Raw genomic sequence first — 25,250 nt, forward strand, 5'->3', positions numbered from 1 at the left:
GCGCCGCTTTTTTCTGGATTTGTTCGGCCTCGTGGCTCGTGCGCCTCAGGCCTTCCGCGCCCGCGTCGTCTTCTTCGCCGGGGCCGTCTTCTTCGCAACCGCGGCCGCCTTCTTCGCGGCCGTGTTGTTGGCGGCCCTGGCCGTCGTGGTCTTGGCCGTCGCCGTCTTCTTCGCCGTCGACTTGGCCGCGACCGTCTTCCTGGCCGGGGCCTTGCGCGGGGCCTTCACCGAGGTCGCGTCGCTGATCCGGTCGGCGCCGAGGATCTCCCGCAGGAACTTGCCGGTGTGGCTGGCCGGAACCCCGGCGACCTCCTCCGGCGTGCCCTCGGCGACGACGAGTCCGCCGCCCGCGCCGCCCTCGGGGCCCATGTCGACGACCCAGTCGGCGGTCTTGATCACGTCGAGGTTGTGCTCGATGACGATGACCGTGTTGCCCTTGTCGACCAGTCCGGACAGGACCTTCAGCAGCTTGCTGATGTCCTCGAAGTGCAGACCCGTGGTCGGCTCGTCCAGGACGTACACCGTGCGCCCGGTGGAGCGCTTCTGCAGCTCGCTGGCGAGCTTCACACGCTGCGCCTCACCACCGGACAGGGTGGTCGCCGACTGGCCGAGACGGACGTAGCCGAGACCGACGTCGTTGAGTGTCTTGAGGTGACGGTTGATCGCCGGGACGGCCTCGAAGAAGTTCATGGCCTCTTCGATGGGCATGTTCAGGACCTCGGCGATGGACTTGCCCTTGTAGTGGACCTCCAGGGTCTCCCGGTTGTACCGGGCGCCGTGGCAGACCTCGCACGGGACGTAGACGTCCGGGAGGAAGTTCATCTCGATCTTGATGGTGCCGTCGCCCGCGCAGTTCTCGCAACGGCCGCCCTTGACGTTGAAGGAGAAGCGGCCGGGCAGATAGCCGCGGACCTTCGCCTCGGTGGTCTCGGCGAACAGCTTGCGGACGTGGTCGAAGACGCCTGTGTACGTCGCCGGGTTGGAGCGCGGGGTGCGGCCGATGGGCGACTGGTCGACGTGTACGACCTTGTCGACGAGGTCGTCGCCGTCCACGCGCGTGTGGCGGCCGGGCACGCTCCTCGCGCCGTTCAGCTCACGGGCCAGGTGCGTGTACAGGATGTCGTTGACGAGCGTCGACTTGCCGGAGCCGGACACGCCCGTGACGGCCGTGAACACGCCCAGCGGGAAGGACACGTCGATGTCCTGGAGGTTGTTCTCCCGGGCGCCGTGCACCGTGAGCCGGCGGGTCGGGTCCTGCGGGCGCCGGATGTCGGGCAGCGGGATCGACTTCTTGCCGGACAGGTACTGACCGGTCTGCGACTCGGCGTTGACGAGCAGTTCCTTGAGGGAGCCGCTGTGCACGACCTTGCCGCCGTGCTCGCCCGCGCCGGGGCCGATGTCGACGACCCAGTCGGCGACCTTGATGGTGTCCTCGTCGTGCTCGACGACGATGAGCGTGTTGCCCATGTCGCGCAGGCGGACCAGGGTCTCGATCAGCCGGTGGTTGTCGCGCTGGTGCAGACCGATGGACGGCTCGTCGAGGACGTACAGGACGCCGACGAGACCGGAGCCGATCTGGGTGGCCAGGCGGATGCGCTGGGCCTCGCCGCCGGAGAGGGTGCCGGCCGCGCGGTTGAGCGAGAGGTAGTCCAGGCCGACGTCGACCAGGAAGCGCAGCCGTTCGTTGACCTCCTTCAGTACGCGCTCGGCGATCTTCTTGTCGCGGGCGTTGAGCTTCAGCTCGCCCAGGAAGTCCGCGCAGTCGCTGATGGACATCGCGGAGACCTCGGCGATCGACTTCTCCATGATCGTGACCGCGAGGACGATCGGCTTCAGGCGTGTGCCCTCACAGGTGGGGCAGGGCACCTCGCGCATGTAGCCCTCGAAGCGCTCGCGGCTGGAGTCGCTCTCGGCCTCGCTGTGCCGGCGCTTCACGAAGGGGACGGCGCCTTCGAAGGGCGTCGTGTACACGCGCTCGCGCCCGTACCGGTTGCGGTAGCGGACCTCGATCTGCGTCTTGTGGCCGTAGAGGAGGGCTTTCTTGGCGCGCTGCGGCAGGCCCGCGAAGGGGATGTCCGTCCGGAATCCCAACGCGTCCGCGAGGGCTCCGATCAGACGGCCGAAGTAGTCCTTGGTGTGCCCGTGCGACCAGGGGTGGATGGCGCCCTCGTCGAGGGACTTGTCCTCGTCCGGGACGATCAGCTCCGGGTCGACCTCCATGCGCGTGCCGATGCCGGTGCACTCGGGGCAGGCACCGAAGGGCGAGTTGAAGGAGAAGGAGCGGGGCTCCAGCTCCTCGAAGGACAGGTCGTCGTACGGGCAGTACAGGTGCTCCGAGAACATGCGCTCGCGCTCGGGGTCGTCCTCGGGGAGGTCGACGAAGTCGAGCACGACCATGCCGCCGGACAGCCCGAGGGCGGTCTCCACGGAGTCGGTGAGGCGCCGCTTGGCGGAGTCCTTCACCGTGAGGCGGTCGACGACCACCTCGATGGTGTGCTTCTCCTGCTTCTTCAGGGTGGGCGGGTTGGAGAGCTGGACGGTCTCGCCGTCCACCCGCGCGCGGCTGTAACCCTTGGTCTGGAGATCGGCGAAGAGGTCGACGAACTCACCCTTGCGCTCGCGCACCAGCGGCGACAGCACCTGGAAGCGGCTCCCCTCCGGCAGCTCCAGGACCCGGTCGACGATGGCCTGCGGCGACTGGCGCGAGATCGGGCGGCCGCACTGGGGGCAGTGCGGCTTGCCGATGCGCGCGAAGAGCAGACGCAGGTAGTCGTAGACCTCGGTGATGGTGCCGACCGTCGAGCGCGGGTTGCGCGAGGTCGACTTCTGGTCGATGGAGACGGCGGGCGACAGACCCTCGATGAAGTCGACGTCCGGCTTGTCCATCTGGCCGAGGAACTGGCGGGCGTACGAGGAGAGGGACTCCACGTAGCGCCGCTGGCCCTCGGCGAAAATGGTGTCGAAGGCCAGCGAGGACTTGCCCGACCCCGACAGGCCCGTGAAGACGATGAGCGAGTCGCGCGGCAGGTCGAGCGAGACATTCTTGAGGTTGTGCTCGCGCGCGCCACGGACGATGAGACGGTCGGCCACGCCGGTCCGCACCTTTCTTGGCTTGAGAGGAGTGACAGGGGCGAGGCCCCCGTGCTTTCTCAGACTAGGGGGAGCCACTGACAACGCCGGTCGGATTCCCGGGACGCATAACAATCCCCGGCGGTCCAGCATGCCCGACGCCGCCTCCGACCATATAGCACGCGCATTCGATTTACGGCACAGCTTCACCACCTTCACCCAAAGGTGTGGCGGGACTAGGGTCAGCACCATGATTGATCACGGTCATGACCTGGCGTCTGTACGTGACGCGACGGAACGGCTGCTCACCGCAGCGGCCAAACTGGACAACGCGTCGGCGGCCGAGCCGTCACGGCTGCCGGGCTGGACCCGCGGCCACGTCCTCGCCCACCTCGCCCGCAACGCGGACGCCCTCGTGAACGTCCTCGAGGGCCGTCCCATGTACGTCTCCGGCGACGCCCGCGACGCCGACATCGAGCGGGACGCCCCGCGCCCCCTCGACGTCCAGGTCGCCGACCTGCGCGAGAGCGCCGCCCGGTTCCAGGCGGCGGGGGCCGCGCCGGCGGACTGGTCGCGGACGGTGGAGCTGCGCAACGGCGTCACGGACTCCGCGTCCCGGGTGCCGTTCCGGCGCTGGGTCGAGGTGGAGCTGCACCATGTCGACCTCGGGATCGGATACGAGCTGGAGGACCTGCCGGCGGAATTCCGGGAGCGGGAGATCGACTTCCTCACGGAGCGCTTCTCGGGCCACCCGGACGTGGCGCCCACGCGTCTGACGGACGGCACGCGCGCGTGGCGGACGGGCCGGGAGGCCGACGCACCGGAGATCACCGTGACCGGCCCGTCCGCCGAGCTGCTGGGCTGGCTCGCCGGACGCCGCGACGGCTCCGCACTGAGCGTGGCGGGCGGCGCGCTGCCACAGCTTCCGCCGCTCTAGGCCGCCGGCCCCTGCGGTGGTCCGGGGGCGTACGCGGACGATTGCCGGGCCGCGGTCCCGCTATAGGCTGACCGCCATGACGTACAGCGGACAGGTGACGGTCGGCGGCCCGGCGGACGTGCACGAGCTCAAGGACCTGATGATCACCAAGATCGCGGTCGGCCCGATGGACAACAACGCCTATCTGCTGCGCTGCCGGGCCACCGACGAGCAGTTGCTGATCGACGCGGCCAACGACGCGGACACCCTGGTCGGGATGATCGGTGACGACGGTGTCGCCTCCGTCGTCACCACGCACCAGCACGGCGACCACTGGCAGGCCCTCGCCCAGGTCGTCGCGGCCACCGGCGCCCAGACGTACGCGGGCCGCGAGGACGCCCCGGGCATCCCCGTGCCGACCGACGTCCTCGTCGACGACGGCGACGTCATCCGGGTGGGGCGCGTGGAGCTCACCGCGCGCCACCTCGTCGGGCACACGCCGGGGTCGATCGCCCTCGTCTACGACGACCCGCACGGCCATCCCCATGTGTTCACCGGGGACTGCCTGTTTCCCGGGGGCGTCGGCAACACCCGTAAGGACCCGAAGGCGTTCGCCAGTCTGATCCACGACGTCGAGACGAAGATCTTCGATGTGCTCCCGGACGAGACCTGGGTCTACCCGGGCCACGGCAACGACACGACGCTGGGGGCGGAGCGACCGCAACTGCCGGAGTGGCACGCGCGCGGGTGGTGAACACCGGCGCGCGCGGCACCGGCACGCGCCCCGTGTGAAGCATTCACACGCGCCGGTGCCATGCGCGCGCTCGCGGCGCACCTTGTTGCGCAGTCAACTGGAAGCAGCCCCGCACAGGATGACGGCTCCTGCGCGGTACGGGCCGCCGGTCTTTCGATCCCCGCCCTCGGCCGGCGGCCCCGGCGTCCTGTCCGGAAACGGTTCACGGAACCCTGTCCTGAAAGCGCTCACGGGCCTCTGTCCGGAAAGTGTTCACAGGACTGCAACACAGGTTCCCAGTATGCGGACAATTGCGGTCGTGACCTCGACAAACAGGACGTCCGACTGCCACTCTCCCGCCATGCACCTCGCCCCTCGCGCCCTGCGCCGCGCCGTCGCCGCGGCCACCATAGCCCTCCTCGCCACGGCCGTCGGCTGCGCCCCGCAGCCCGAGGACAAAACGTCCGACACCGCTTCCGGCTCGACCGGGAACACCTGCGCCAAGGGCAAGTTGGCCACCCACACCTCCGGCAAGCTGACGATCGCCACCGACGAGCCGGCGTACGAGCCCTGGTTCAAGGACGACAAGCCGGCCAACGGCGAGGGCTTCGAGTCGGCGGTCGCCTATGCCGTGGCGAAGCAGCTCGGCTACGACAAGAGCGCCGTCGTCTGGCAGAGCGTGCCCTTCAACAAGGCCTTCGCTCCCGGTGTGAAGACCTTCGACTTCGACATCAACCAGGTCTCCATCAGCGCCGAGCGCAAGAAGGCCGTCGACTTCTCGTCCGGCTACTACGACGTGCGCCAGGCCGTCGTCGCGCTCAAGGGCAGCAAGGCCGCCAAGGCGACGAGCGTCGCCGACCTGAAGGGCCTCAAGCTGGGCGCCCAGGTGGGCACGACGAGCCTCAACTACATCAGCGACGTGGTGAAGCCGTCGCAGGAGGCGGCCGCGTTCTCCAAGAACGACCAGGCCGTCTCCGCGCTCAAGAACGGTCAGGTGGACGCCATCGTCGTCGACCTGCCGACCGCCTTCTACATCACCTCGGCCCAGGTGACGAACGCCGAGGTCGTCGGTCAGTTCGAGAACCAGGGCGGTACGCCCGAGCAGTTCGGGCTCGTCCTGGACAAGGGCAGCGACCTGACGTCGTGCGTGTCCTCGGCCGTGGACGCCCTGCGCGAGGACGGCACGCTGGCGAAGCTGGAGAAGCAGTGGCTCTCCGACGCCGTCGACGCTCCGGTGCTCAAGTGACGCTCGTGAAGGACGACTCCGGCCGGGAGAGCGGGGACGACAAGGGCGACATGCCCGGCGGGGACGACCCGTACGTCCCCTCCGAGCGGCGCCTGGACCGCGAACGGTACAAGCGCGCACGCGCGCGTAGAGCGACCGCGATAGCCGCCCTGTCGACCCTCATCACGGCCGCCGTCCTGTACGTCGTCGTGGTCAGCGCGCCGGGCTGGGAGCGCACCAAGGAGACCTTCTTCGATCCGCACTACGCGCGCGAGGCGCTCCCCAAGGTCCTCGAAGGGCTGTTGCTCAACATCCGTCTGCTGCTGATCTGCGGTGTGCTGGTCCTCGTGCTGGGCATGCTGATCGCCATCGCGCGCACCCTGCCCGGGCCGGTCTTCTTCCCCTTGCGGGCGCTGGCCGCCGCGTACACGGACTTCTTCCGGGGGCTGCCGCTCATCATCAACCTGATGATCGTGGTCTTCGGTGTGCCCGCGCTGCGGCTTCAGGGCGTGACGGTGGATCCGGTGTGGCTCGGCGGTACGGCGCTGACCCTGACGTACTCGGCCTATGTCGCCGAGGTGTTCCGCGCCGGCATCGAGTCCGTCCACCCCTCGCAGCGCGCCGCGGCCCGCTCGCTGGGGCTGACCAACCGGCAGGCCCTGCGCCACGTCGTGCTCCCCCAGGCGGTACGCCGGCAGGTGCCGCCTCTGCTGAACGACCTGGTGTCCCTCCAGAAGGACACGGGCCTGGTGTCGATCGGCGGCGCGGTGGACGCCGTGCGCGCGGCCGACATCATCGCCCAGCGCAGCCTGAACTACACGCCGTACATCGTCGCGGGCCTCGTGTTCGTGGCACTGACCATCCCGATGACCCGCTTCACGGACTGGGTGACGGCCCGGATGGACCGCCGGCGCGCCCAGGGAGGTGCGCTATGAGCGACGCGCCCGTGCTGCGCATGGAGTCCGTGCGCAAGACCTTCGGCGACTCCGTCGTCCTGCGGGACGTCGACCTGGAGGTCGCCCCGCACACGGTGACCGCCCTGATCGGCGCCTCCGGTTCCGGCAAGTCGACGCTGCTGCGGTGCGCCAACCTGCTGGAGGAGATCGACGACGGGGCGATCTGGCTGGACGGCGAGGAGATCACCGACCCGCGCGCCGACCAGGACGCGGTACGGCGCCGCATCGGCGTGGTCTTCCAGGCGTACAACCTCTTCCCGCACATGACCGTCCTGGACAACATCACGCTCGCCCCGCGGCGGGTGCACGGGGTGTCCCGGGAAGAGGCCGAGCAGCGGGCCAGGGAACTCCTGGAGCGGCTCGGGCTGGGCGGGAAGGCGGGCGAGTACCCGGACCGGCTCAGCGGCGGCCAGCAGCAGCGCGTGGCGATCGTGCGCGCGCTCGCCGTACGTCCCCGGCTGCTGCTGCTCGACGAGGTCACCGCCGCCCTCGACCCGGAGCTCGTCGGCGAGGTCCTCAACGTCGTGCGTGACCTCAAGGAGGACGGCATGACCATGGTGCTGGCCACGCACGAGATGGGCTTCGCTCGGGATGTCGCCGACCAGGTCTGCTTTCTGGACTCGGGGGTCGTGCTGGAGCGCGGAACCGCCGAGCAGGTCTTCGGCGACCCGCAGCAGGAACGCACACAGCGCTTCCTGCGGCGGATCGTGGAGGCGGGACGGCTGTAACAGCCGCCCGCCTGGTCGACGCCCCTTACGCGTCGGCCTGCGCCGCCCCCGCCAGCGCGGCCACCCGCTCCACGCCGAACACGTACCCCTGCACACCGCACCCCGCGATGACACCGTCGGCGCGCAGGGAGACGTAGGAGTGGTGCCGGAAGGACTCGCGCTGGTGGATGTTGGAGATGTGGACCTCCAGGACGGGCAGTCCGTCGCAGGTGTTGAGTGCGTCCAGAATCGCGACCGACGTGTGCGAGTAGGCGCCGGGATTGATCACGATGCCGCAGTGGTTCAGCCGCGCCTCGTGGATCCAGTCGACCAGCTCGCCCTCGTGGTTGGACTGGCGGAAGTCCACCGTGCCGCCGTGCGCGGCCGCCGCCTTGACGCACAGGGCCTCGACGTCGGCCAGCGTGTCCTTGCCGTAGATCTCCGGCTGGCGCTGGCCCAGCAGGTTCAGGTTGGGCCCGTTGAGGATCATGATCGGGGCGTTGGCCAGGGTGCGGGGCACGGTTCCTCCGGTCCGGTGCGGGTGGGCGGCTCAGCCCCGGTTTATCACGATGCGCCGGCCGCGGTACGCCCCGTACCCTCCCCGCATGACGACGCCCGCGTACCCGCCCAAGCCCGCACCCGGCGACCGCGTCGCCGTCGTCTCGCCCTCCGCCGGACTCCCGGGGCTCTTTCCGCGCCCCTATGAACTCGGCCTGGAGCGGCTGCGGAAGGAATACGGGCTCGAACCGGTCGAGTATCCGGCGACGCGCAGGATGGGCTCGACGCCGCAGGAGCGGGCCGACGACCTCCACGCCGCGTTCGCCGACCCGGGCATCAAGGCGGTGATCGCGTCGATCGGCGGCGACGACCAGATCACCGTACTGCCGCTGCTGGACCGGGAGTTGATCCGGTCGAACCCGAAGCCGTTCTTCGGCATGAGCGACAACACGAACCTGCTCGCCCTCCTGCACAACACCGGAATCGTCGGCTACCACGGCGGCAACGTGATGACGGCGCTCGGGCGACCCGTCGCCATGGCCCCGCTGACCGCCGAGTCCCTCCGGGCCGCACTGTTCACCTCCGGCGAGTACGAACTCGCGCCCGCCGAGCGCTGGACCGACGTCGACCGCGACTGGGCCGACCCCGCCACCTTCGACGCCGCACCGGAGACCCGGCCCGGCACCGGCTGGACCTGGGAGAACGCCGACCGCGTGGTCGAGGGCCGCAGTTGGGGCGGCTGCCTGGAGATCCTCGCCTGGCTCCTGATGGCCGACCGCGAGATCGCACACGATCCGAGCGCGTACGACGGCGCAGTGCTGTTCCTGGAGACCTCCGAGGAGCTCCCCGGCGCCACCGAGGTCTTCCGCACCCTACGCAACATGGGCGAACGCGGTCTCCTGCAGCGCTTCTCCGCGCTGCTGATGGGCCGCCCCAAGACCTGGTCCTTCGAGCACCCCAACGGCCCCGAGGAGGCGGCCCGTTACGCCGACGATCAACGCGAGGCCGTAAGACGGGCCATGCACATGTACTCCCCCACCACCCCGATCGTCTTCGACGTGGACTTCGGCCACACCGATCCACAACTCGTCATCCCGTACGGCGGTCTCGTCCGTGTCGACGGTCCCGCCCGGCGCATCACCGTCACGTATTGACGCGGCCCCGGCGCGCCCACGCGCCCCCGTAACCCGCGGTCACCGTGGGTAGTTGACGCGGCATGCACGACGTACGCACCGTAAGGGCACCCTCCATGCTGCGGCTCGCGGCGGCCTCGCTCGCCGGGACGGCCATCGAGTTCTACGACTTCTTCGTCTACGGGACCGCGGCCGCACTGGTCCTCGGGCCGCTGTTCTTCCCGACGTTCTCGCAGATGGCCGGGACGCTGGCGGCGTTCGCGACCTTCGGGGTCGGGTTCGTGGCGCGGCCCCTGGGGTCGGTGCTGTTCGGGCACATCGGGGACCGGCGCGGGCGACGGCCGGTCCTCGTCGCCTCACTGCTGCTGACCGGCGCGTCCACGGTCGCGGTCGGCTGTGTGCCGACGTACGACACGATCGGTGTGATGGCGCCCGTGCTGCTCCTGGTCCTGCGGTTTCTGCAGGGGCTGGGGCTCGGCGGGGAGTGGGGCGGGGCCGTGCTGCTGACCGCGGAGCACGCGCCCGCCGAGCGGCGTGCCCTGTGGTCGAGTTTCCCGCAGGTCGGGCCCGCGCTCGGGTTTCTGCTCGCCAACGGGGTGATGCTGGCGCTGTCGGCGTCGCTGTCCGAGGCGCAGTTCGCCGCGTGGGGGTGGCGGGTGCCGTTCTGGATGGCCGGGGCCCTGGCCGCGGTGGGGCTGTGGCTCCGGTCGTCGCTCGCCGAGAGCCCCAGCTTCCTCGAAATCGACGACCACGCGCGCGTGCCGCTCGCGGAGGTCGTGCGCGACCACTGGCGGCTCGTCCTGCTGACGGCCGGGGCGCTGGCGGTCGGGTACGCGATCTTCTACGCCGTCACGACCTGGTCCCTCGCCTACGCGACGGAGCGGCTCGGGGTGAGCCGTACCGTCATGCTGACCTGCATCATGGCCGCCGTCGTGGTGAAGGGCGCGCTCACACCGCTGGCCGCGCTGCTCGGGGACCGGTTCGGGCGGCGCCCGATGTGCCTTGCCGGGTGTGCCGCCGCCGTCCTGTGGATGTTCCCGACGGTCGCGCTGCTCGCCACCGGCCGGCCGCTGCCGATGTTCCTCGGCTTCCTGGGCGCGCTGCTCGCGTTCGTCGCGATGTTCGGGGTCATCGCCGCGTATCTGCCGGAGCTGTACGAGCCCCGGGTGCGCTGCACGGGAGCCGCCGTCGGCTACAACCTCGGCGGGGTGCTCGGCGGCGCGCTGACGCCGATCGCGGCGACGGCACTGGCCGAGCACGGCGGCCGGGTGCCGTGGGGCGTGGGCGCGTATCTGACGGGGATCGCGCTGCTGAGCCTGGGGTGCTTCGCGCTGCTGCCGGAGACACGGCCGGTGCCGGTGGGGGTGGTGGAGCCGGCCGCCGGGTGAGGACGGCGGACGGCGGGTCGCGGGCGGCACAAGCGTGGAGGCACGTTTCTGCTAAGGGTTGATCGCCAGCTCCAAGTACGCCGCGAACAGCACCAGATGGACGCCTCCCTGCAGCGGCGTGGCCCGGCCAGGCACGACCGTCAGCGAGCTGACGACCACCGTCAGGGCGAGCAGCACCATGTGGGTGGAGCCGAGGCCCAGGACGAGCGGGCCGGAGAGCCAAACGGAGGCCAGGGCGACCGCGGGGATGGTCAGGCCGATGCTGGCCATGGCCGAGCCGAGCGCGAGGTTCAGGCTGGTCTGGACACGGTCGCGGCGGGCGGAGTGCAGGGCGGCGATGGTCTCGGGGAGCAGCACCAGCAGGGCGATGATCACACCGACGACGGCGTGGTGCAGTCCGGCGGCCTCGACGCCGGACTCGATGGTGGGCGACACTCCCTTGGCCAGGCCGACCACGCCGATCAGCGCCAGGCCGAGCAGGCCGAGGCTGATCCAGGCGGTGCGGCCGGACGGCGCGTCGGCGTGGTCGTCCGCGGTGATGACATCGCCCTGGCGGGTGATGGGGAGGAAGTAGTCACGGTGCCGCACGGTCTGGGTCGCGACGAACAGGCCGTACAGGATCAGGGACGAGATCGCGGCGAAGGTGAGCTGTACGCCGGAGAACTCCGGGCCCGGCTTGCTGGTGGTGAAGGTCGGCAGCACCAGGCTGAGCGTGGCCAGGGTGGCGACGGTCGCGAGGGCGGCGCCGGTGCCCTCGGGGTTGAAGAGCGCGGTGCCGTGGCGCAGGGAGGCGACGAGCAGGCAGATGCCGACGATGCCGTTGCAGGTGATCATCACGGCGGCGAAGACCGTGTCCCGGGCCAGCGTCGAGCTCTTGTCGCCGCCGTCGGCCATCAAGGTGACGATCAGGGCGACCTCGATGATCGTGACGGCGACCGCGAGCACGAGGGAGCCGAACGGCTCGCCGACCCGGTGGGCCACGACCTCGGCGTGGTGAACGGCGGCCAGTACAGCCCCCGCGAGGACCAGCGTCACCAGCGCGACGACCGCGCCCGGCAGATCCCGCCCCCAGGTGAAGGCCAGCAGGACGACCGCCAGGACCGGCACGAGGAGCGTCCACTGGGTGGTGAGCGACCTGAGCCGAGCGATCATGACGCGATCCTCGCAGAGGGGCTCAGGCCCCGCATTCCGGCTTTGCGGGGCCTGACGCACGTCACTTGAACTCGGTCATCCCTTCCAGGTCGCAGTCGGTGAAGGACGGCGGCCGGGTACACAGTGCAGCCATCCGCTGCGCGAACTCGGTGGTCTCGGGGGCGTCGCTGTTGGCCATGGCCTCCTCGTAGGAGTTGAACTCCATGACCACGAGGTAGTGGTTCGGCTGGTTGCGGTCCTTGAGGACGAGGCGGTGCGTGGGACCGCCGCTGCGGCCGGCGAAGCGCTCGTCCATCTCCTCGGCCAGCTTGCGCATCTCGTCGAAGCGGTCGGACTCGAAGTCGATGATCTGCACGAACTTGGTGGGTGCGTCCACGGATTCCTCCGCCCGGTCGTGGCTCTCCCGGGGCGGGAGTGCTCACCACCCAACGAAGCACCGGGAGCGGTGGTCGGCAATTCATCCTGGGTCGCTCCCGGTGCTGGTTGTTCCTACGTCTGTCGTGGTCAGGCCTGGATGCTGTCCTTCGGAGCGCCTTCGCTCGACGTCTGCGCCGCATCCTGAGCCGCCTGCTTCCTCGACGCCCGGAGGCTGGTGATCGTGGTGACGATCAGGACCGAGCAGATGACGCCGAGGGAGACCGGGATGGAGATCTCCGGGACGTGGACGCCGGACTCGTGCAGCGCGTGCAGCACCAGCTTGACGCCGATGAACCCGAGGATGATCGACAGGCCGTAGCTGAGGTGGACCAGCTTCTTGAGCAGGCCGCCGATGAGGAAGTACAGCTGGCGCAGGCCCATCAGGGCGAAGGCGTTCGCGGTGAAGACGATGTACGGGTCCTGGGTCAGGCCGAAGATCGCGGGGATGGAGTCGAGCGCGAACAGGACGTCCGTGGTGCCGATCGCGAGCATCACGACGAGCATCGGGGTCATGACCCGCTTGCCGTTCTGCTGGATCCACAGCTTGGTGCCGTGGTAGCGGTCGGCGACCCCGAACCTGCGCTCGGCGGCCTTGAGCAGCTTGTTCTCTTCGAACTCCTCGTCGTCCTCGTCGGACCGGGCCTCCTGGATGAGCTTCCAGGCGGTCCAGATCAGGAAGGCGCCGAAGATGTAGAAGACCCACGCGAAGCTGGCGAGGATGGCTGCGCCCGCGGCGATGAAGACCGCCCGCAGGACCAGGGCTATGAGGACACCGACGAGCAGCACCCGCTGCTGGTACTGCGAGGGCACCGCGAACTTCGCCATGATCAGGACGAAGACGAAGAGGTTGTCGACGCTCAGCGACTTCTCGGTGATGAAGCCCGCGAAGAACTCGCCGCCGGCCTGGCCGCTGCCGAAGACGAGCAGGCCGAGCCCGAAGAGTCCGGCGAGGGCGATCCAGACGACCGTCCAGATTCCGGCTTCCTTGATGGACACGTCGTGCGGCTTGCGGCCGATGAAGAAGTCGACCGCGATCAGCGCCGCCAGGCCCACGATCGTCAGGACCCAGAGGGTCGGGGAAACATCCATGTGCGCCTCCGGCATTACGTAACGGCAGATGACCAGCGTCGTCGCGCTGCCGGAGGTCTCTTCCACCCACGGTGGGCCGACGCCCCGGGATCGGATCCGATCCGTATTGACGGGTACGCCGCAGTCGACAGGGAGTACTCCCCTCCGTGCCGGAAACGATACCCCAATCACCAAGGAAAGGTAAAGTGATTGGCAAAGAAAGGTCCAAATTCCCTGGTCAGAGGTTCTTTACGTGTACTTGGTGCGGGCCGCGGCCACCAAAGTGAGCACCTGCTGGAGCACCTGGCTGCCGGGCGGCACGAGCGCCGGCTCGTACGTCCACGCATGGCCGACCCACGGGTCGGCGAGGTGGTCGTCGGGCAGCGGGGTCAGTCGCAGCAGCGAACGCCACAGGGGGTCGAGCAAAGGCCCGTAGGCCGAGGCCTCCTCGCGGTCCGCGACCATCATCAGGTGGACGCCGACGGCCGGGCCCTCATCGGCTAGGTAGCGCAGCTGGTTCACGGCCCGGTCGTCGAAGCCGTGCGGGAAGTCGTTGACGATCAGCAGCTGCTGGGCCGTGTCGAAGCCGGGCGGAAGCGAGTCGGCCGCGCCGCCGCGCAGAGCCATCTGCACCAGGTCGACGCGCTGGGTGAGCCGGGTCAGGACGTCCGTCACCCCGGCGGCGCCCACGGCGGGCGGACCCGCGAGTACTCCGGTCCGCACCAGCGGCGCGAGGGCCTGGGCGCCCGAGCCGGCCGGGTCGACGACGTGCACGGTGAACTCGCCCGCCGGATAGACCGCGAGCAGCCGGGCGGCGAGCGCCACCGCCGTGGTCATCGCGAGGTGGCCGAGCGCGTGGGCATCGGCGTACGACTCGTCGAAGGACCCCGAGGTGCCGCTGTCGATCCACAGACCGCGCTCCAGCGGCAGCCGTACCAGCATCGGGATGCGCAGCAGCTCGCTCTCGGGCAGGTAGAGGTCGCCCAGGCGCAGTGCCATGGGGATCTCCATGGGGACGCGGTAGGCGTGCCACACGGGGTTGTCCCAGCGCGCGTACGCGGGCGGCAGCGCGGGCTCCACCACATCGGCCTCGGCGGTGAGCTGGGCGAGGTCCCGGTCGAGGGCGGCCCTGGCCTGGTCGACGAGGTCCGCGTGCTTGGTGCGGGCGGCCTCGCGCGCGGCGTCGCCCTGCCCGCCGATCCTGTTGCGCGGGTCGGACAGGGCCTGGTCGAGCTCCTTCTCCATCCGCGAGTCGGCGAAGTCGACGGCGCTGCGGTACGCGGCCGTGGTGCGGGCCAGGTCCTCGAACATGCCCCAGACCTGGTTGTAGAGCCGCTCGTCCATGGACCAGCCGGTCGCGTCGCCCGCGACGGGCTGCGCGGGCTGTCCGGGCGGCGCCGGGGGTGCGGTCGGCGGGGGCGGCGGCGGGGCGGCGGTCTGCCGGCCCGGATGGGTGTAGTTCACCGGCCCGCCGGCGGTGGGCGTGGACGGCTGGGTGACGGCGGACGGGTCCGCGGGTCCCCCGGGGTAGGCGGGCTGTCCGGCCTGCGGGGTGTACGGGGACGAGGAATGCGGCGGTACGTGACCGGGGGCGCCCTGCGGTGCGGGGCCACCCTGGTCGGGGCCGGGCGCGGGGGCGGCGGTCTGGCGGGTGCGGTCGCCGTCGGCCGTGCGCTGCGGAGGCGCCGGGACCGAGCGGGCCAGGCTGTGGGCCACCGCCTCGTGGATGCTGCCCGCGAGGTGGTGGGCCTCGGGCAGGCCCTGGTCGGTGAGGAGCTCGGAGAGGCCGCCGGCGTATCCCTGGCCGACGGCGCGCACCTTCCACGCGCCCTGGCGGCGATAGAGCTCGAGGGCGACGACGGCGGACTCCGCGTCGAGGCCGGTGATCGTGTAGCTGGCGACCTCGGAGCCGTCGAGGCCGGTGACCGCGACGAAGGGGGCGGCCACGGCACCGAAGCGGGGCGGGCCGCCCGCGGCCGCCGTGGGCAGGGCGAGCAGCACGCTGACGCGGTGCACGGTCTCCGGCATGGCGGCCAGATCCACCGCGAGCCGGTGGTCGGCGGCCGCCTGCCGGGAGACCTCCAGGCCCGGCAGGGTGGGCGCTCCGGGGTGGGCGACCCATTCGACGCCACGGGCTCTGCCGTGCTCGTCGCCGAGCGTGGCCGAGGCCACGATCGGCGTGCCGGCCGAGACCCGGATCTCCAGACGGGCCTGGGAGAGCGGGTGGTTCTGCCCTCGCACCAGCTCGGCCGTCATCGCCCTCGTCCCCCTGTGTCGCTGGTGTGTCGTGTCGTGTGCGGCCCGCCGGGCGGTCCTACAGGACCGGCAGGATGGCCGGCATCAGGTCCTGGAAGGTGCGGCCGTTGGCCGGAGAGCCGATGGCCGTCATCGTCCAGCCCGGGCCCGAGCGGTGCACCTTGGCCATGATCTGGGCGGTGTAGGCGCCGCCGCCCGCGAGGGTGTAGCGGGCCAGCTCCTGGCCGTTGGTCTCGTCGACCAGGCGGCAGAACGCGTTCTGCACCTCCTGGAAGGTCTGGCCCGTGAAGGAGTTGACGGTGAAGACGATCTGGTCGATGTGGACCGGGACGCGCGCGAGGTCGACGAGGATCGCCTCGTCGTCGCCGCCCTGGCCGACACCGCCGACGAGGTTGTCACCGGTGTGGCGCACCGAGCCGTCGTCACTCACCAGGTGACGGAAGAAGACGACGTCGACCGGCTGCTTGTCGGCGAACAGGACGGCCGAGGCGTCGAGGTCGATCTCCCGGGTGCGCGAGCCGAACAGGCCGCGCCGGGGAGCCGCCTGCCAGCCGAGACCCATGCGCACCGCGGTCAGGCTGCCTCCGTCGTTCTTCTGCAGACTGATGGCCTGACCCTTGGTCATGTTGACGGTCACGCGCTGATCCCCTCTCGAACTGTCCCCTGTTGCCGCGGAGTCCGCGGTTGACCAGAACCCTACGCAGGGCCACTGACAGTGCCGTACCCCGGCTCGTACTTTGTGTCGGTCTTGCAACACAGTGCGCATCCGCCGAGGTACGGCGGGTGGCTGCCGGGGGGGGTCAGGCCAGGCCGGCCTCCTTCATCTGGCGCAGTTCCTTCTTCATCTCGGAGACCTCGTCGCGCAGCCGGGCCGCGATCTCGAACTGGAGGTCGGCGGCGGCCGCGCGCATCCGTGCCGTCATCTCCTCGATCTGGTCGGCGAGTTCGGCCGCGGGGCGGTCGGTCGGCACCGTCTCCTTGGCCTTGCCCTTGGCGGACTTGGCGCCGCCGGCCTTTCCGAGGGCGGGCACGGGGGCCTTGGCGCCCTTGCCGTCCTTCGACTTGCGGTAGCCCGAGCCGAGCAGCTGTTCCGTGTCGACGTCCTCGCGGGCGATCTGCGCCACGATGTCGTTGATCTTCTTGCGCAGCGGCTGCGGGTCGATGCCCCGCTCCGTGTTGTACGCGACCTGCTTCTCGCGGCGGCGGTTGGTCTCCTCGATGGCCTTATCCATCGCCGGGGTGATCTTGTCGGCGTACATGTGGACCTGGCCGGAGACATTGCGCGCCGCGCGGCCGATGGTCTGGATCAGGGAGGTGCCGGAGCGCAGGAAGCCCTCCTTGTCGGCGTCGAGGATGGCCACCAGGGACACCTCGGGCAGGTCGAGTCCCTCACGCAGGAGGTTGATGCCGACCAGGACGTCGAACTCGCCGGAGCGCAGCTCGCGCAGCAGCTCGACGCGGCGCAGGGTGTCGACGTCGCTGTGCAGATAGCGGACCTGGATGCCGAGCTCCAGGAAGTAGTCCGTGAGGTCCTCGGCCATCTTCTTGGTGAGCGTGGTGACCAGGACACGCTCGTCCTTCTCGGTGCGCTTGCGGATCTCGTGCACCAGGTCGTCGATCTGGCCCTCGGTGGGCTTGACGACGACCTCCGGGTCGACGAGGCCGGTGGGGCGGATGATCTGCTCCACGGCGCCGTCCGCGCGCGAGAGCTCGTACTTGCCCGGGGTCGCCGACAGGTACACCGTCTGTCCGATGCGCTCCTGGAACTCCTCCCACTTCAGCGGGCGGTTGTCGAGGGCGGAGGGCAGGCGGAAGCCGTGGTCGACGAGGGTGCGCTTGCGGGAGGCGTCGCCCTCGTACATGGCACCGATCTGCGGGACGGTGTTGTGCGACTCGTCGATGACCAGCAGGAAGTCGTCCGGGAAGTAGTCCAGCAGGGTGTTCGGCGGGGAGCCGGGCAGGCGGCCGTCGAAGTGCATCGAGTAGTTCTCCACGCCGGAGCAGGAGCCGATCTGGCGGAGCATCTCGAGGTCGTACGTCGTCCGCATCCGAAGGCGCTGGGCCTCCAGGAGCTTGCCCTGCTTCTCGAGCTCTGCGAGGCGCTCGCCGAGTTCCTTCTCGATGTCGTTGACCGCGCGCTCCATGCGCTCGGGGCCCGCGACGTAGTGGGAGGCGGGGAAGACGTACAGGTGCTCGTCGTCGCTGATGATCTCGCCGGTGATCGGGTGGAGCGTCGAGAGGGCCTCGATCTCGTCGCCGAACATCTCGATGCGGACCGCGAGCTCCTCGTAGACCGGGAAGATCTCGATGGTGTCGCCGCGGACCCGGAAGGTGCCGCGGGTGAACGCCAGGTCGTTGCGCGTGTACTGGATGTCCACGAAGCGGCGCAGCAGCTGGTCGCGGTCGATCTCCTCGCCGACCCGGAGGGGGACCATGCGGTCCACGTACTCCTGCGGGGTGCCGAGGCCGTAGATGCAGGACACCGAGGCGACCACGACGACGTCGCGTCGGGTGAGCAGCGAGTTGGTCGCGGAGTGGCGCAGGCGCTCCACCTCCTCGTTGATCGAGGAGTCCTTCTCGATGTAGGTGTCCGACTGCGGGACGTAGGCCTCGGGCTGGTAGTAGTCGTAGTACGAGACGAAGTACTCGACCGCGTTGTTCGGCAACAGCTCGCGGAACTCGTTCGCCAGCTGGGCGGCCAGGGTCTTGTTCGGCGCCATCACGAGCGTGGGGCGCTGGAGCTTCTCGATCATCCACGCGGTGGTGGCGGACTTGCCGGTGCCGGTCGCGCCGAGCAGGACGACGTCCTTCTCGCCTGCCTCGATGCGCCGGGCGAGCTCGGCGATGGCCTGGGGCTGGTCGCCGCTGGGCTGGTAGGGGCTGACGACCTCGAAGGGCGCCACCGTGCGTTCGATGTTGGAAACGGGCCGCATGGGTTCCACCGTACGACCCGCCACTGACAACGCGGTGCGATCAGCGGTTCTGCGGGGTGCGTGAGCTTTGCCGGCCGCCCCGGACCGGGCGCGGCCGGTGGGCCGGATGGTGGACGGTGGGGTGGGCCGGGACGCCCGGCTTCTGCTCCACGGGGGTCCACTGAGGCTTGCCCATGACCATCAGCGGGTCGAACATCACGACGACGCCGGCGAGGACGAGGAAGGCGAGCGGGCCGACCAGCATGGGCCACAGCAGCCCGGCTGGCGAGTCGCCGGAGGTCGGGGCGGACGTGCCGTGGAGGTGGACGCTGAGGGCCGCCATGCCCGTGTAGTGCATGCCGCTGACGGCGAGCCCCATGACGAGACTCGCGCCCACGCTCCACAGGAAGCCCCTGACCTGCCCTGCGGCCCACAGTGCGGCGGTGGCGGCGCCCATCGCGATGACGACGGAGGCGGCCACGGTGAGCGTGTTGTACTCGAACTTTCCGTTCAGGCGCATCCCGGCCATGCCCAGGTAGTGCATCGAGGCGATGCCGAGGCCGGTGATCGTGCCGCCGGTGAACAGGGCCGTCCCCTTCGCGCCCTTGTAGCCGACTATGAAGATCCCGATGCCCACCATGACGATGGCGACGCCGAGGCTCGCGAAGGTCGTCGGCTTGTCGTAGTGGATCGGAGCCTGCTCGACCGTGAAGCCCATCATCGCGACGAAGTGCATGGTCCATATGCCGGAGCCGATGGCCGCGGAGCCGAGGGCCAGCCAGGCGGGCCGCCGGGAGTGGGTGACGAGCAACGATCTGGTGGTGCAGCGCAGACCCAGGGCGCCACCCAGGGAGGCCATGAGATAGGCCACCAGCGGTGTGACGAGTCCGTAGCTGAATCCGTCGACCGTGCCTTGCATGCGCGGCTGCCCTTCCCGCCCTCTTACGTCCCTGATTTCCCTGAAATGCGCCCCCTCCCAGGACCGCCCGAGCGGTCAGGGTTGAGGCAGAGAGTATGACTCCCACCGGAATGGTCGAACGATTTTCCGGCAAAGAAACACGTCGTTGCCCCAGTTGTGCGGCACCAGTGAGCGGACTTGGGCAACACCATTCAATGTGTGGCCATTCTGTATCGCGCCGACAATGACGCTCTGCTGTCACAGTTGAGCTGTCCGTGATTGCCCGACGCGAGGAGCACGCATGTACGCGCGCGCAGTTGCCGCCATCACCACCGCGTTGCTGGGGGTCGCCGCCCTGCTGCTGCCCGGCTCCGACGCCCGGGCGGGCGATGTCGTCGGCGAGCACGTCCTGGTCATCGGTCACCGGGGGGCGTCCGCCTACGCGCCGGAGAACACCCTGGCCTCCATCGACCGGGCGGCGCGGCTGGGCATCACATGGGTGGAGAACGACGTCCAGCGCACCAAGGACGGCGAACTCGTCGTCATCCACGACGACAGCCTGGCGCGCACGACCGACGTCGAGCAGGTCTTCCCCCGGCGCTCGCCGTGGAAGGTGAAGGACTTCACAGCGGCCGAGATCGGGCGCCTGGACGCGGGCAGCTGGTCCGGTCCGACCTACGCGGGCACGCGCGTGCCGACACTGCGGCAGTACATGCGCCGGGTGGAGCACAACCATCAGAAGCTGCTCCTGGAGATCAAGAACCCCGAGCTGTACCCCGGCATCGAGCGGCAGACCCTGAAACTCCTCGCCAACGAGGGCTGGCTCGACCGGCAGCACGTGACCGGCCGCCTGATCGTGCAGAGCTTCAGCGCGGACAGTCTCAAGATCGTCCACGACCTGGAGCCCGCCGTCACGACGGGCTTCCTGGGCAGGCCACGCGTGTCGGACCTGCCCGCGTACGCGAGCTTCACCGACGGGATCAACCCCTCCTACAGCTCGATCTCCACGGGCTACGTGTCCGCCGTGCACGCGTTCAGCGGCCCGCACGACAGGCCGCTGGAGGTCTTCGCCTGGACCGTCAACGACGCGCCGACGGCCCGGCGGGTCGCCCGCTACGGCGTGGACGGCATCATCACCAACAAGCCGGACGTGGTGCGGGCGGCACTGCAGGCACCCTGAGTCCGAGGAGCGGCCGTTGTCAGTGGCGGGTCGTACGGTGGGCGCATGGACAGCCATGGGCAGTACGAGCAGCAGGTCGTGTGGGCTGTGGTCGACAGCGGCATCGGGCCGCTGCTGCTGGCCGCGACCCGCGACGGCCTGGTCAACGTCGTGTTCCACGCCACGGACGCGGTGCGGGACAGGGCGCTCAAGGGGCTTGCCTCCCGCTTGGGCGCCGAGCCCGTCGAGGCACCGGACTCGCCGCTGCTCGCCGAGGCGATACGACAGGTCGACGAGTACTTCGCGGGCAGTCGGCGCGACTTCGAGCTGCCGCTGGACTGGTCGCTGATCTCCGGCTTCAACCGGCAGGTGCTGCGCGAGCTGGCCGCCGGTGTGCCGTACGGCGCCGTGGTGGGCTACGGCGACCTGGCCGGGCGGGTGGGCCAGCCGGGCGCGGCCCAGGCGGTGGGGGCGGCGATGGGGTCCAATCCGCTGCCGGTCGTGGTGCCCTGCCACCGGGTGGTCGAGAGCGACGGGGGCATCGGCGGGTTCGGAGGCGGACTGGAGACGAAGCGGAAGCTGCTCGCCCTGGAGGGGGTGCTGCCCGAGCCGCTGTTCTGACGATCCGTCGGCCGGCTCCCACCCACCCGTACGCGGAGGGTGGCCGGAAGGCCGGGGCGGTAGCAGACTCCGCCATGCGCACAGCCACTGGCATCCGAGGGCTCGGAGCCGAAGGGACGGCGAATTCGCATGAGCGGAAACAGGGCAGTCGCGTATCTCAAGCCGGGCGCGGTGGAGGTCCGGACCATCGATCACCCGACGCTTGAACTGCAGGACGGGCCAGGGGTGGCACCGGCGAACGTCGGCCGCAAGTGCCGGCACGGTGTGATCCTCAAGGTGCTCGCCAGCAACATCTGTGGCAGCGACCAGCACATGGTGCGCGGGCGGACGACCGCGCCCGAGGGGCTGGTCCTCGGACACGAGATCACCGGGGAGGTCGTCGAACGGGGGCCGGACGTCGAGTTCATCGAGGTCGGCGACATCGTCTCCGTACCGTTCAACATCGCCTGCGGGCGGTGCCGCAACTGCAAGGAGCGCAAGACCGGCATCTGTCTGAACGTCAACCAGGCCCGCCCCGGGGCGGCGTACGGCTATGTCGACATGGGCGGCTGGGTCGGCGGCCAGGCCGAGTACGCCATGGTCCCGTACGCGGACTTCAACCTGCTGAAGTTCCCGGACCGGGACGAGGCGCGCGAGAAGCTGCTCGACCTGACCATGCTGTCGGACATCTTCCCGACCGGCTTCCACGGTGTGGTGAGCTCGGGCGCGGGCGTCGGTTCGACGGTGTACGTCGCCGGGGCGGGCCCGGTCGGTCTGGCGGCGGCCGCTTCGGCGCAGTTGCTGGGGGCCGCCGTGGTCATCGTCGGCGACCTCAACCCCGAACGCCTCGCACAGGCGCGGAGCTTCGGCTGCGAGACCGTCGACGTCTCGCAGGGCGACATCGAGGAGCAGATCGCGCAGATCACCGGGGAGCCGGAGGTGGACGCGGCGGTCGATGCCGTCGGCTTCGAGGCCCGGGCGCACGGCCCCGACGCCCCGGAGGCGCCCGCGACCGTCCTGAACTCGCTGATGGGCATCACGCGCGCGGGCGGCGCACTGGGCATTCCCGGGCTCTACGTCACGGACGACCCGGGCGGAGTCGACGAGGACGCGAAGTCCGGGACGCTGAAGGTGCGGCTCGGTCTCGGCTGGGCCAAGAGCCACCACTTCACGACCGGACAGTGCCCGGTGATGAAGTACCACCGGCCCTTGATGCAGGCGATCCGGCACGGGCGCGTGCACATCGCCAAGGCGGTGAACGCGACCGTCATCGGCATCGAGGACGCGCCCCGCGGCTACGCCGAGTTCGACCAGGGCGCCAGCCGCAAGTACGTGCTCAATCCGCATGGGGCGCTGGACGGCGTACGGCCCGTCTGAGCCCCTGAGGCAGGGGTGAGCCCCTGAGCAGGGGGTGGACACGCGTTCACGCGCGCGTGGCCGCCCCCTGCGCCCTGCTAGTCGTAGTGCCGGGCCTCGAAGACGTTCCCGTCCGGGTCGCGGAAGTAGAAGCTGCGGGTGGCGTTCCCGCGGGCGCCGAAGGAGTCGTAGGAGAACTCGGAGACGGGGACGGTGCGCTCCTGCAGGCGGCTGTGGAGGGTGTCGAAGTCGGCGCCGGGCAGGGCCAGGCAGATGTGGTTGACGGGGTGGCCGGCGCTCTCCGCGGCGCCGGGGAGCATCTTCATGTGCTCCGCGATGGAGTGGGGCATCAGGTCGAGGATGGTCTCGTCGTTGAGCCGTACGGAGGGGAACGGAGCCTCACCCGAGGTGAACTCGTGGACCCGGACGGGCCGCAGGCCGATCACCTTCTCGTAGAAGTCTGCCGAGGCGACCGGGTCGTGCACCCACAGGACTACGTGGTCGAGACGTGTCGTGTTGTCCGTCATGTTCCTCAGGCTGGTGTCGGCCGCCACAGGCCGCAAGTGTTTGACCGGGCGCGGTGCTCGCCAGACATGAGGGAAGAACGGACGACAGGAGGCAGGCGCGTGGTGCTGGTGGTGTCGGAGGAAGTACGCGAGGCGATCGACGCGCGTCGACCCGTGGTGGCCCTGGAGTCCACGATCATCGCGCACGGGCTGCCGCGACCGCGGAACCTGCAGGTGGCGCTGGAGCTGGAGGACGTCGTACGGCGGGAGGGCGCCGTTCCCGCGACGATCGCGGTGCTGGACGGGCGACCCCATGTCGGGCTGGACAAGGAGCAGTTGGAGCGGGTCGCGAACGAGGACGGCATCCGCAAGCTGGGCCACCGCGACCTGCCGCTCGCGGTGGCGTCCGAGGCCAGTGGGGCCACCACGGTGTCGGCGACGGCGCTGCTGGCGGCGCTCGCGGGCGTGCGGGTGTTCGCCACGGGCGGGCTCGGCGGGGTGCACCGGGAGTGGACCGTCACGCAGGACGAGTCGGCCGACCTCGGGCTGCTGGCGCGGACGCGGATCACCGTGGTGTGCGCGGGTGTGAAGTCGATCCTGGACGTTCCGGCGACCTTGCAGCGACTGGAGACGCTGGGCGTCGCCGTGGCCGGGTACGGCACGGACCGCTTCCCCGGCTTCTATCTGTCGGACTCGGGGCATCCCGTGGACTGGACGCTGGAGAGTCCCGCGCAGGTGGCCGACGTGATGCGGGCGCAGGACGCGCTCGACGGGCCCGCGTCGTCGCTGATCGTCGCCAATCCTGTGCCCGAGGACGAGCAGCTGGATCCTGAGCTGCACGCGCGCGTACTCGCGGACGCGCTGCACGCGTGCGAGGCGGAGGGCGTGACCGGGCAGGCCGTCACGCCGTTCCTGCTGGACTACCTGGTACGGCACACCGACGGGGCCTCGCTGGCGGCGAATCTGGCGGCGGTGCGCGGCAATGTACGGCTGGCGGCGAGGATCGCGGCGGCGTGGGCGGGGGCGTGATCGCGGGGGCGGGTGGCGAGGACGGGGGAACGGGTTCCGCGAGCCGCGCGGGAGCGGTGGCGGGGTCGCCGGGCGGGGCTTCGGGTGGCGAGGGCCAGGCGGCGGGCCGGCGGGGCGAGGGGAGCGGCAGCGAGCGCGGGAGAGCGGGTGCGGGCCGGCGGGGCGAAGGGTTCGGCGGCGAGCCCGCGAGAGCGGGTGCGGGTCGGCGGGGCGAGGGATACGGCGGCGAGTCCGGGAGAGAGGGTTCGGCGGGCGATGCGTCGCGCGGCGGTGGGGCGGCGGGTTCGCGCGGTTCACGGTCGGGGGCGCTGCTTGTCGTCGGGGATGTGGTCACCGATGTCGTCGCCCGGCATCGGGGGGCGCTTGCCGTGGGGACGGACACGGCTGCCGTCATTCGGAGGGTGCCGGGTGGGGCGGGGGCCAATGTGGCCTGCTGGGCGGCTCATTGGGGGTGGCCGGAGGTGCGGCTGCTCGGGCGGGTGGGAGTCGATGCGGCGGACTGGCACGAGCGGGAGCTGGCGGAGTGCGGAGTGCGGCCGCGGCTCGTCGTCGATCCGGAGGCGCCGACCGGGACCGTGATCTGTCTCGTCGCCACGGAGGACTCGGCCGAGCGGACGTTTCTGACCGACAGCGGGGCGTCGATGCGGCTGGATCCCGGGGACTGGTCGGAGTCGATGCTGGACGGTGTGGCCCGGCTGCATCTGTCGGGCTACCTGCTGTTCTCCGAGTCGAGCCGGGCGCTGGTGGCGGTGGCGCTGGAGTCGGCACGCGCGCGTGGCGTGCCGGTGAGTCTGGATCCCGCGTCGGCCGGTTTCTTGGCGGAACTGGGCGTCGACCAGTTCCTCAAGCTCATCGAAGGCGTGGACCTCCTGCTTCCCAGCCGGGACGAGGCGTGCCTCCTCACGGGGCTGCCCGACGCGGCGGACGCGGCGGCGAAACTGAGCCGGCACATCCCGCTGGTGGTCACGAAGCAGGGCGCGGACGGAGCGCTGGTGGCCCGCGCCGGCACAGTGCACGCGCGCGTGCCGGCCGCACCGGCGACCCCGACGGACACGACGGGCGCCGGAGACGCCTTCACGGGCGCGTTCCTGGCCACCTTGCTCACAGGCGCGGCCCCGGAGGAGGCGGCACGGGACGGCTGCCGGGCGGGGGCGATGGCCGTGGAGCGGGTCGGAGGGCGACCGCCGGGGCGGGGGTGAGGAGCGAGGCCGAGGGGCGGGAGCGGGGGCGGGGTGAGGAGCTGAGGCGGGGACGAGGAACTCCGGCGAGGCT

22 protein-coding genes are annotated in these 25,250 nt (G+C 70.4%); 12 read left to right on the forward strand and 10 right to left on the reverse strand.

Translation table 11 applies throughout. The features are described 5' to 3' along the window. Nucleotides 1-45: 45 nt before the first annotated feature. Entirely contained in the window at nucleotides 46-3,090 is a 3,045-nt protein-coding gene (gene uvrA, locus ABZ848_RS17635) for an excinuclease ABC subunit UvrA (protein WP_360832322.1), read from the reverse strand. Nucleotides 3,091-3,319: 229 nt separating this feature from the next. On the opposite strand from uvrA, the gene ABZ848_RS17640 reads away from it, so the two are divergent. The 5 genes from ABZ848_RS17640 to ABZ848_RS17660 all read left to right on the forward strand — a co-directional run bounded on the left by ABZ848_RS17640 (nucleotide 3,320) and on the right by ABZ848_RS17660 (nucleotide 7,627). Further along, a complete protein-coding gene (locus tag ABZ848_RS17640) occupies nucleotides 3,320-4,006 on the forward strand; it encodes a maleylpyruvate isomerase family mycothiol-dependent enzyme (protein WP_360832325.1) in 687 nt (228 codons plus the stop codon). 76 nt (nucleotides 4,007-4,082) lie between these two features. Next, a complete protein-coding gene (locus tag ABZ848_RS17645) occupies nucleotides 4,083-4,739 on the forward strand; it encodes an MBL fold metallo-hydrolase (protein WP_360832327.1) in 657 nt (218 codons plus the stop codon). Between the two features lie 340 nt (nucleotides 4,740-5,079). Then, nucleotides 5,080-5,964 carry an ABC transporter substrate-binding protein gene (locus ABZ848_RS17650; RefSeq protein ID WP_360832330.1) on the forward strand — a complete coding sequence of 295 codons (885 nt, stop codon included), beginning with the start codon at nucleotides 5,080-5,082 and terminating at the stop codon, nucleotides 5,962-5,964. Further along, a complete protein-coding gene (locus tag ABZ848_RS17655; RefSeq protein WP_360832333.1) occupies nucleotides 5,961-6,878 on the forward strand; it encodes an amino acid ABC transporter permease in 918 nt (305 codons plus the stop codon). The genes ABZ848_RS17650 and ABZ848_RS17655 overlap by 4 nt, the downstream gene beginning before the upstream one ends. Further along, nucleotides 6,875-7,627, forward strand: a complete 753-nt coding sequence (locus ABZ848_RS17660; RefSeq protein WP_360832336.1) for an amino acid ABC transporter ATP-binding protein — start codon at nucleotides 6,875-6,877, stop codon at nucleotides 7,625-7,627. Before ABZ848_RS17655 ends, ABZ848_RS17660 begins: the two co-directional genes overlap by 4 nt. Before the next feature lie 25 nt (nucleotides 7,628-7,652). Here ABZ848_RS17660 and aroQ read toward each other — a convergent pair whose 3' ends face one another. Then, nucleotides 7,653-8,126 (reverse strand): type II 3-dehydroquinate dehydratase, encoded by a 474-nt coding sequence (aroQ, locus tag ABZ848_RS17665; protein WP_360832338.1) that lies wholly within the window; start codon nucleotides 8,124-8,126, stop codon nucleotides 7,653-7,655. 85 nt (nucleotides 8,127-8,211) lie between these two features. On the opposite strand from aroQ, the gene ABZ848_RS17670 reads away from it, so the two are divergent. Together ABZ848_RS17670 and ABZ848_RS17675 are read left to right on the forward strand one after the other, a co-directional pair. Next, the gene (locus ABZ848_RS17670; protein WP_360832341.1) at nucleotides 8,212-9,258 is read left to right on the forward strand and encodes a S66 peptidase family protein; all 1,047 of its coding nucleotides are present in this window, start codon (nucleotides 8,212-8,214) and stop codon (nucleotides 9,256-9,258) included. 62 nt (nucleotides 9,259-9,320) lie between these two features. Further along, nucleotides 9,321-10,625 (forward strand): MFS transporter, encoded by a 1,305-nt coding sequence (locus ABZ848_RS17675; RefSeq protein WP_360832344.1) that lies wholly within the window; start codon nucleotides 9,321-9,323, stop codon nucleotides 10,623-10,625. A gap of 51 nt (nucleotides 10,626-10,676) precedes the next feature. Here ABZ848_RS17675 and ABZ848_RS17680 read toward each other — a convergent pair whose 3' ends face one another. From ABZ848_RS17680 to ABZ848_RS17710, 7 genes are all read right to left on the reverse strand, one after another. Next, complete coding sequence (locus tag ABZ848_RS17680; RefSeq protein WP_360832346.1) at nucleotides 10,677-11,777, reverse strand: ionic transporter y4hA; 1,101 nt, start codon at nucleotides 11,775-11,777, stop codon at nucleotides 10,677-10,679. A gap of 61 nt (nucleotides 11,778-11,838) precedes the next feature. Then, entirely contained in the window at nucleotides 11,839-12,153 is a 315-nt protein-coding gene (locus ABZ848_RS17685) for a hypothetical protein (RefSeq protein WP_360832349.1), read from the reverse strand. A gap of 128 nt (nucleotides 12,154-12,281) precedes the next feature. Next, complete coding sequence (locus ABZ848_RS17690) at nucleotides 12,282-13,283, reverse strand: TerC family protein (RefSeq protein WP_360832352.1); 1,002 nt, start codon at nucleotides 13,281-13,283, stop codon at nucleotides 12,282-12,284. A gap of 228 nt (nucleotides 13,284-13,511) precedes the next feature. Further along, complete coding sequence (locus tag ABZ848_RS17695) at nucleotides 13,512-15,518, reverse strand: TerD family protein (protein ID WP_360832355.1); 2,007 nt, start codon at nucleotides 15,516-15,518, stop codon at nucleotides 13,512-13,514. Between the two features lie 58 nt (nucleotides 15,519-15,576). Further along, nucleotides 15,577-16,155 carry a TerD family protein gene (locus ABZ848_RS17700; protein WP_360832358.1) on the reverse strand — a complete coding sequence of 193 codons (579 nt, stop codon included), beginning with the start codon at nucleotides 16,153-16,155 and terminating at the stop codon, nucleotides 15,577-15,579. A 163-nt stretch (nucleotides 16,156-16,318) separates the two neighbouring features. Then, nucleotides 16,319-18,451, reverse strand: coding sequence for an excinuclease ABC subunit UvrB (gene uvrB / locus ABZ848_RS17705; protein WP_360832360.1), 2,133 nt, complete (start codon nucleotides 18,449-18,451; stop codon nucleotides 16,319-16,321). 40 nt (nucleotides 18,452-18,491) lie between these two features. Continuing rightward, nucleotides 18,492-19,349: an MHYT domain-containing protein gene (locus ABZ848_RS17710; RefSeq protein WP_360832362.1), complete on the reverse strand. Its 858-nt coding sequence runs from the start codon at nucleotides 19,347-19,349 to the stop codon at nucleotides 18,492-18,494. Nucleotides 19,350-19,629: 280 nt separating this feature from the next. Between ABZ848_RS17710 and ABZ848_RS17715 the strand changes: the two genes are divergently transcribed. From ABZ848_RS17715 to fdhA, 3 genes are all read left to right on the forward strand, one after another. Then, nucleotides 19,630-20,508: a glycerophosphodiester phosphodiesterase family protein gene (locus ABZ848_RS17715; RefSeq protein WP_360832365.1), complete on the forward strand. Its 879-nt coding sequence runs from the start codon at nucleotides 19,630-19,632 to the stop codon at nucleotides 20,506-20,508. Nucleotides 20,509-20,553: 45 nt separating this feature from the next. Next, the gene (locus tag ABZ848_RS17720; protein WP_360832368.1) at nucleotides 20,554-21,108 is read left to right on the forward strand and encodes a methylated-DNA--[protein]-cysteine S-methyltransferase; all 555 of its coding nucleotides are present in this window, start codon (nucleotides 20,554-20,556) and stop codon (nucleotides 21,106-21,108) included. 129 nt (nucleotides 21,109-21,237) lie between these two features. Further along, nucleotides 21,238-22,464 carry a formaldehyde dehydrogenase, glutathione-independent gene (fdhA, locus tag ABZ848_RS17725; RefSeq protein WP_360832370.1) on the forward strand — a complete coding sequence of 409 codons (1,227 nt, stop codon included), beginning with the start codon at nucleotides 21,238-21,240 and terminating at the stop codon, nucleotides 22,462-22,464. A 77-nt stretch (nucleotides 22,465-22,541) separates the two neighbouring features. Here fdhA and ABZ848_RS17730 read toward each other — a convergent pair whose 3' ends face one another. Then, a complete protein-coding gene (locus tag ABZ848_RS17730; RefSeq protein WP_360832373.1) occupies nucleotides 22,542-22,970 on the reverse strand; it encodes a VOC family protein in 429 nt (142 codons plus the stop codon). Between the two features lie 99 nt (nucleotides 22,971-23,069). Here ABZ848_RS17730 and ABZ848_RS17735 point away from each other — a divergent pair, with 99 nt between their 5' ends. Further along, entirely contained in the window at nucleotides 23,070-23,978 is a 909-nt protein-coding gene (locus ABZ848_RS17735; RefSeq protein WP_360832376.1) for a pseudouridine-5'-phosphate glycosidase, read from the forward strand. Nucleotides 23,979-24,286: 308 nt separating this feature from the next. Next, on the forward strand, nucleotides 24,287-25,177 hold the full coding sequence (locus ABZ848_RS17740; protein WP_360832874.1) for a sugar kinase: 891 nt from the start codon (nucleotides 24,287-24,289) through the stop codon (nucleotides 25,175-25,177). Nucleotides 25,178-25,250: the final 73 nt, after the last annotated feature.

The sequence above is a fragment of the Streptomyces sp. NPDC047081 genome, from assembly GCF_040643775.1.
In the GTDB taxonomy this organism is placed as follows: domain Bacteria; phylum Actinomycetota; class Actinomycetes; order Streptomycetales; family Streptomycetaceae; genus Streptomyces.

What these genes read in the sequence shown, in the direction of transcription:
- ABZ848_RS17640 (WP_360832325.1), top strand. Translation starts at nt 3,320, where the DNA reads ATGATTGATCACGGTCATGACCTGGCGTCTGTACGTGACGCGACGGAA.
- ABZ848_RS17645 (WP_360832327.1), top strand. Translation starts at nt 4,083, where the DNA reads ATGACGTACAGCGGACAGGTGACGGTCGGCGGCCCGGCGGACGTGCAC.
- ABZ848_RS17650 (WP_360832330.1), top strand. Translation starts at nt 5,080, where the DNA reads ATGCACCTCGCCCCTCGCGCCCTGCGCCGCGCCGTCGCCGCGGCCACC.
- ABZ848_RS17660 (WP_360832336.1), top strand. Translation starts at nt 6,875, where the DNA reads ATGAGCGACGCGCCCGTGCTGCGCATGGAGTCCGTGCGCAAGACCTTC.
- ABZ848_RS17670 (WP_360832341.1), top strand. Translation starts at nt 8,212, where the DNA reads ATGACGACGCCCGCGTACCCGCCCAAGCCCGCACCCGGCGACCGCGTC.
- ABZ848_RS17675 (WP_360832344.1), top strand. Translation starts at nt 9,321, where the DNA reads ATGCACGACGTACGCACCGTAAGGGCACCCTCCATGCTGCGGCTCGCG.
- ABZ848_RS17680 (WP_360832346.1), bottom strand. Translation starts at nt 11,777, where the DNA reads ATGATCGCTCGGCTCAGGTCGCTCACCACCCAGTGGACGCTCCTCGTG.
- ABZ848_RS17690 (WP_360832352.1), bottom strand. Translation starts at nt 13,283, where the DNA reads ATGGATGTTTCCCCGACCCTCTGGGTCCTGACGATCGTGGGCCTGGCG.
- ABZ848_RS17695 (WP_360832355.1), bottom strand. Translation starts at nt 15,518, where the DNA reads ATGACGGCCGAGCTGGTGCGAGGGCAGAACCACCCGCTCTCCCAGGCC.
- uvrB (WP_360832360.1), bottom strand. Translation starts at nt 18,451, where the DNA reads ATGCGGCCCGTTTCCAACATCGAACGCACGGTGGCGCCCTTCGAGGTC.
- ABZ848_RS17710 (WP_360832362.1), bottom strand. Translation starts at nt 19,349, where the DNA reads ATGCAAGGCACGGTCGACGGATTCAGCTACGGACTCGTCACACCGCTG.
- ABZ848_RS17715 (WP_360832365.1), top strand. Translation starts at nt 19,630, where the DNA reads ATGTACGCGCGCGCAGTTGCCGCCATCACCACCGCGTTGCTGGGGGTC.
- ABZ848_RS17720 (WP_360832368.1), top strand. Translation starts at nt 20,554, where the DNA reads ATGGACAGCCATGGGCAGTACGAGCAGCAGGTCGTGTGGGCTGTGGTC.
- fdhA (WP_360832370.1), top strand. Translation starts at nt 21,238, where the DNA reads ATGAGCGGAAACAGGGCAGTCGCGTATCTCAAGCCGGGCGCGGTGGAG.
- ABZ848_RS17730 (WP_360832373.1), bottom strand. Translation starts at nt 22,970, where the DNA reads ATGACGGACAACACGACACGTCTCGACCACGTAGTCCTGTGGGTGCAC.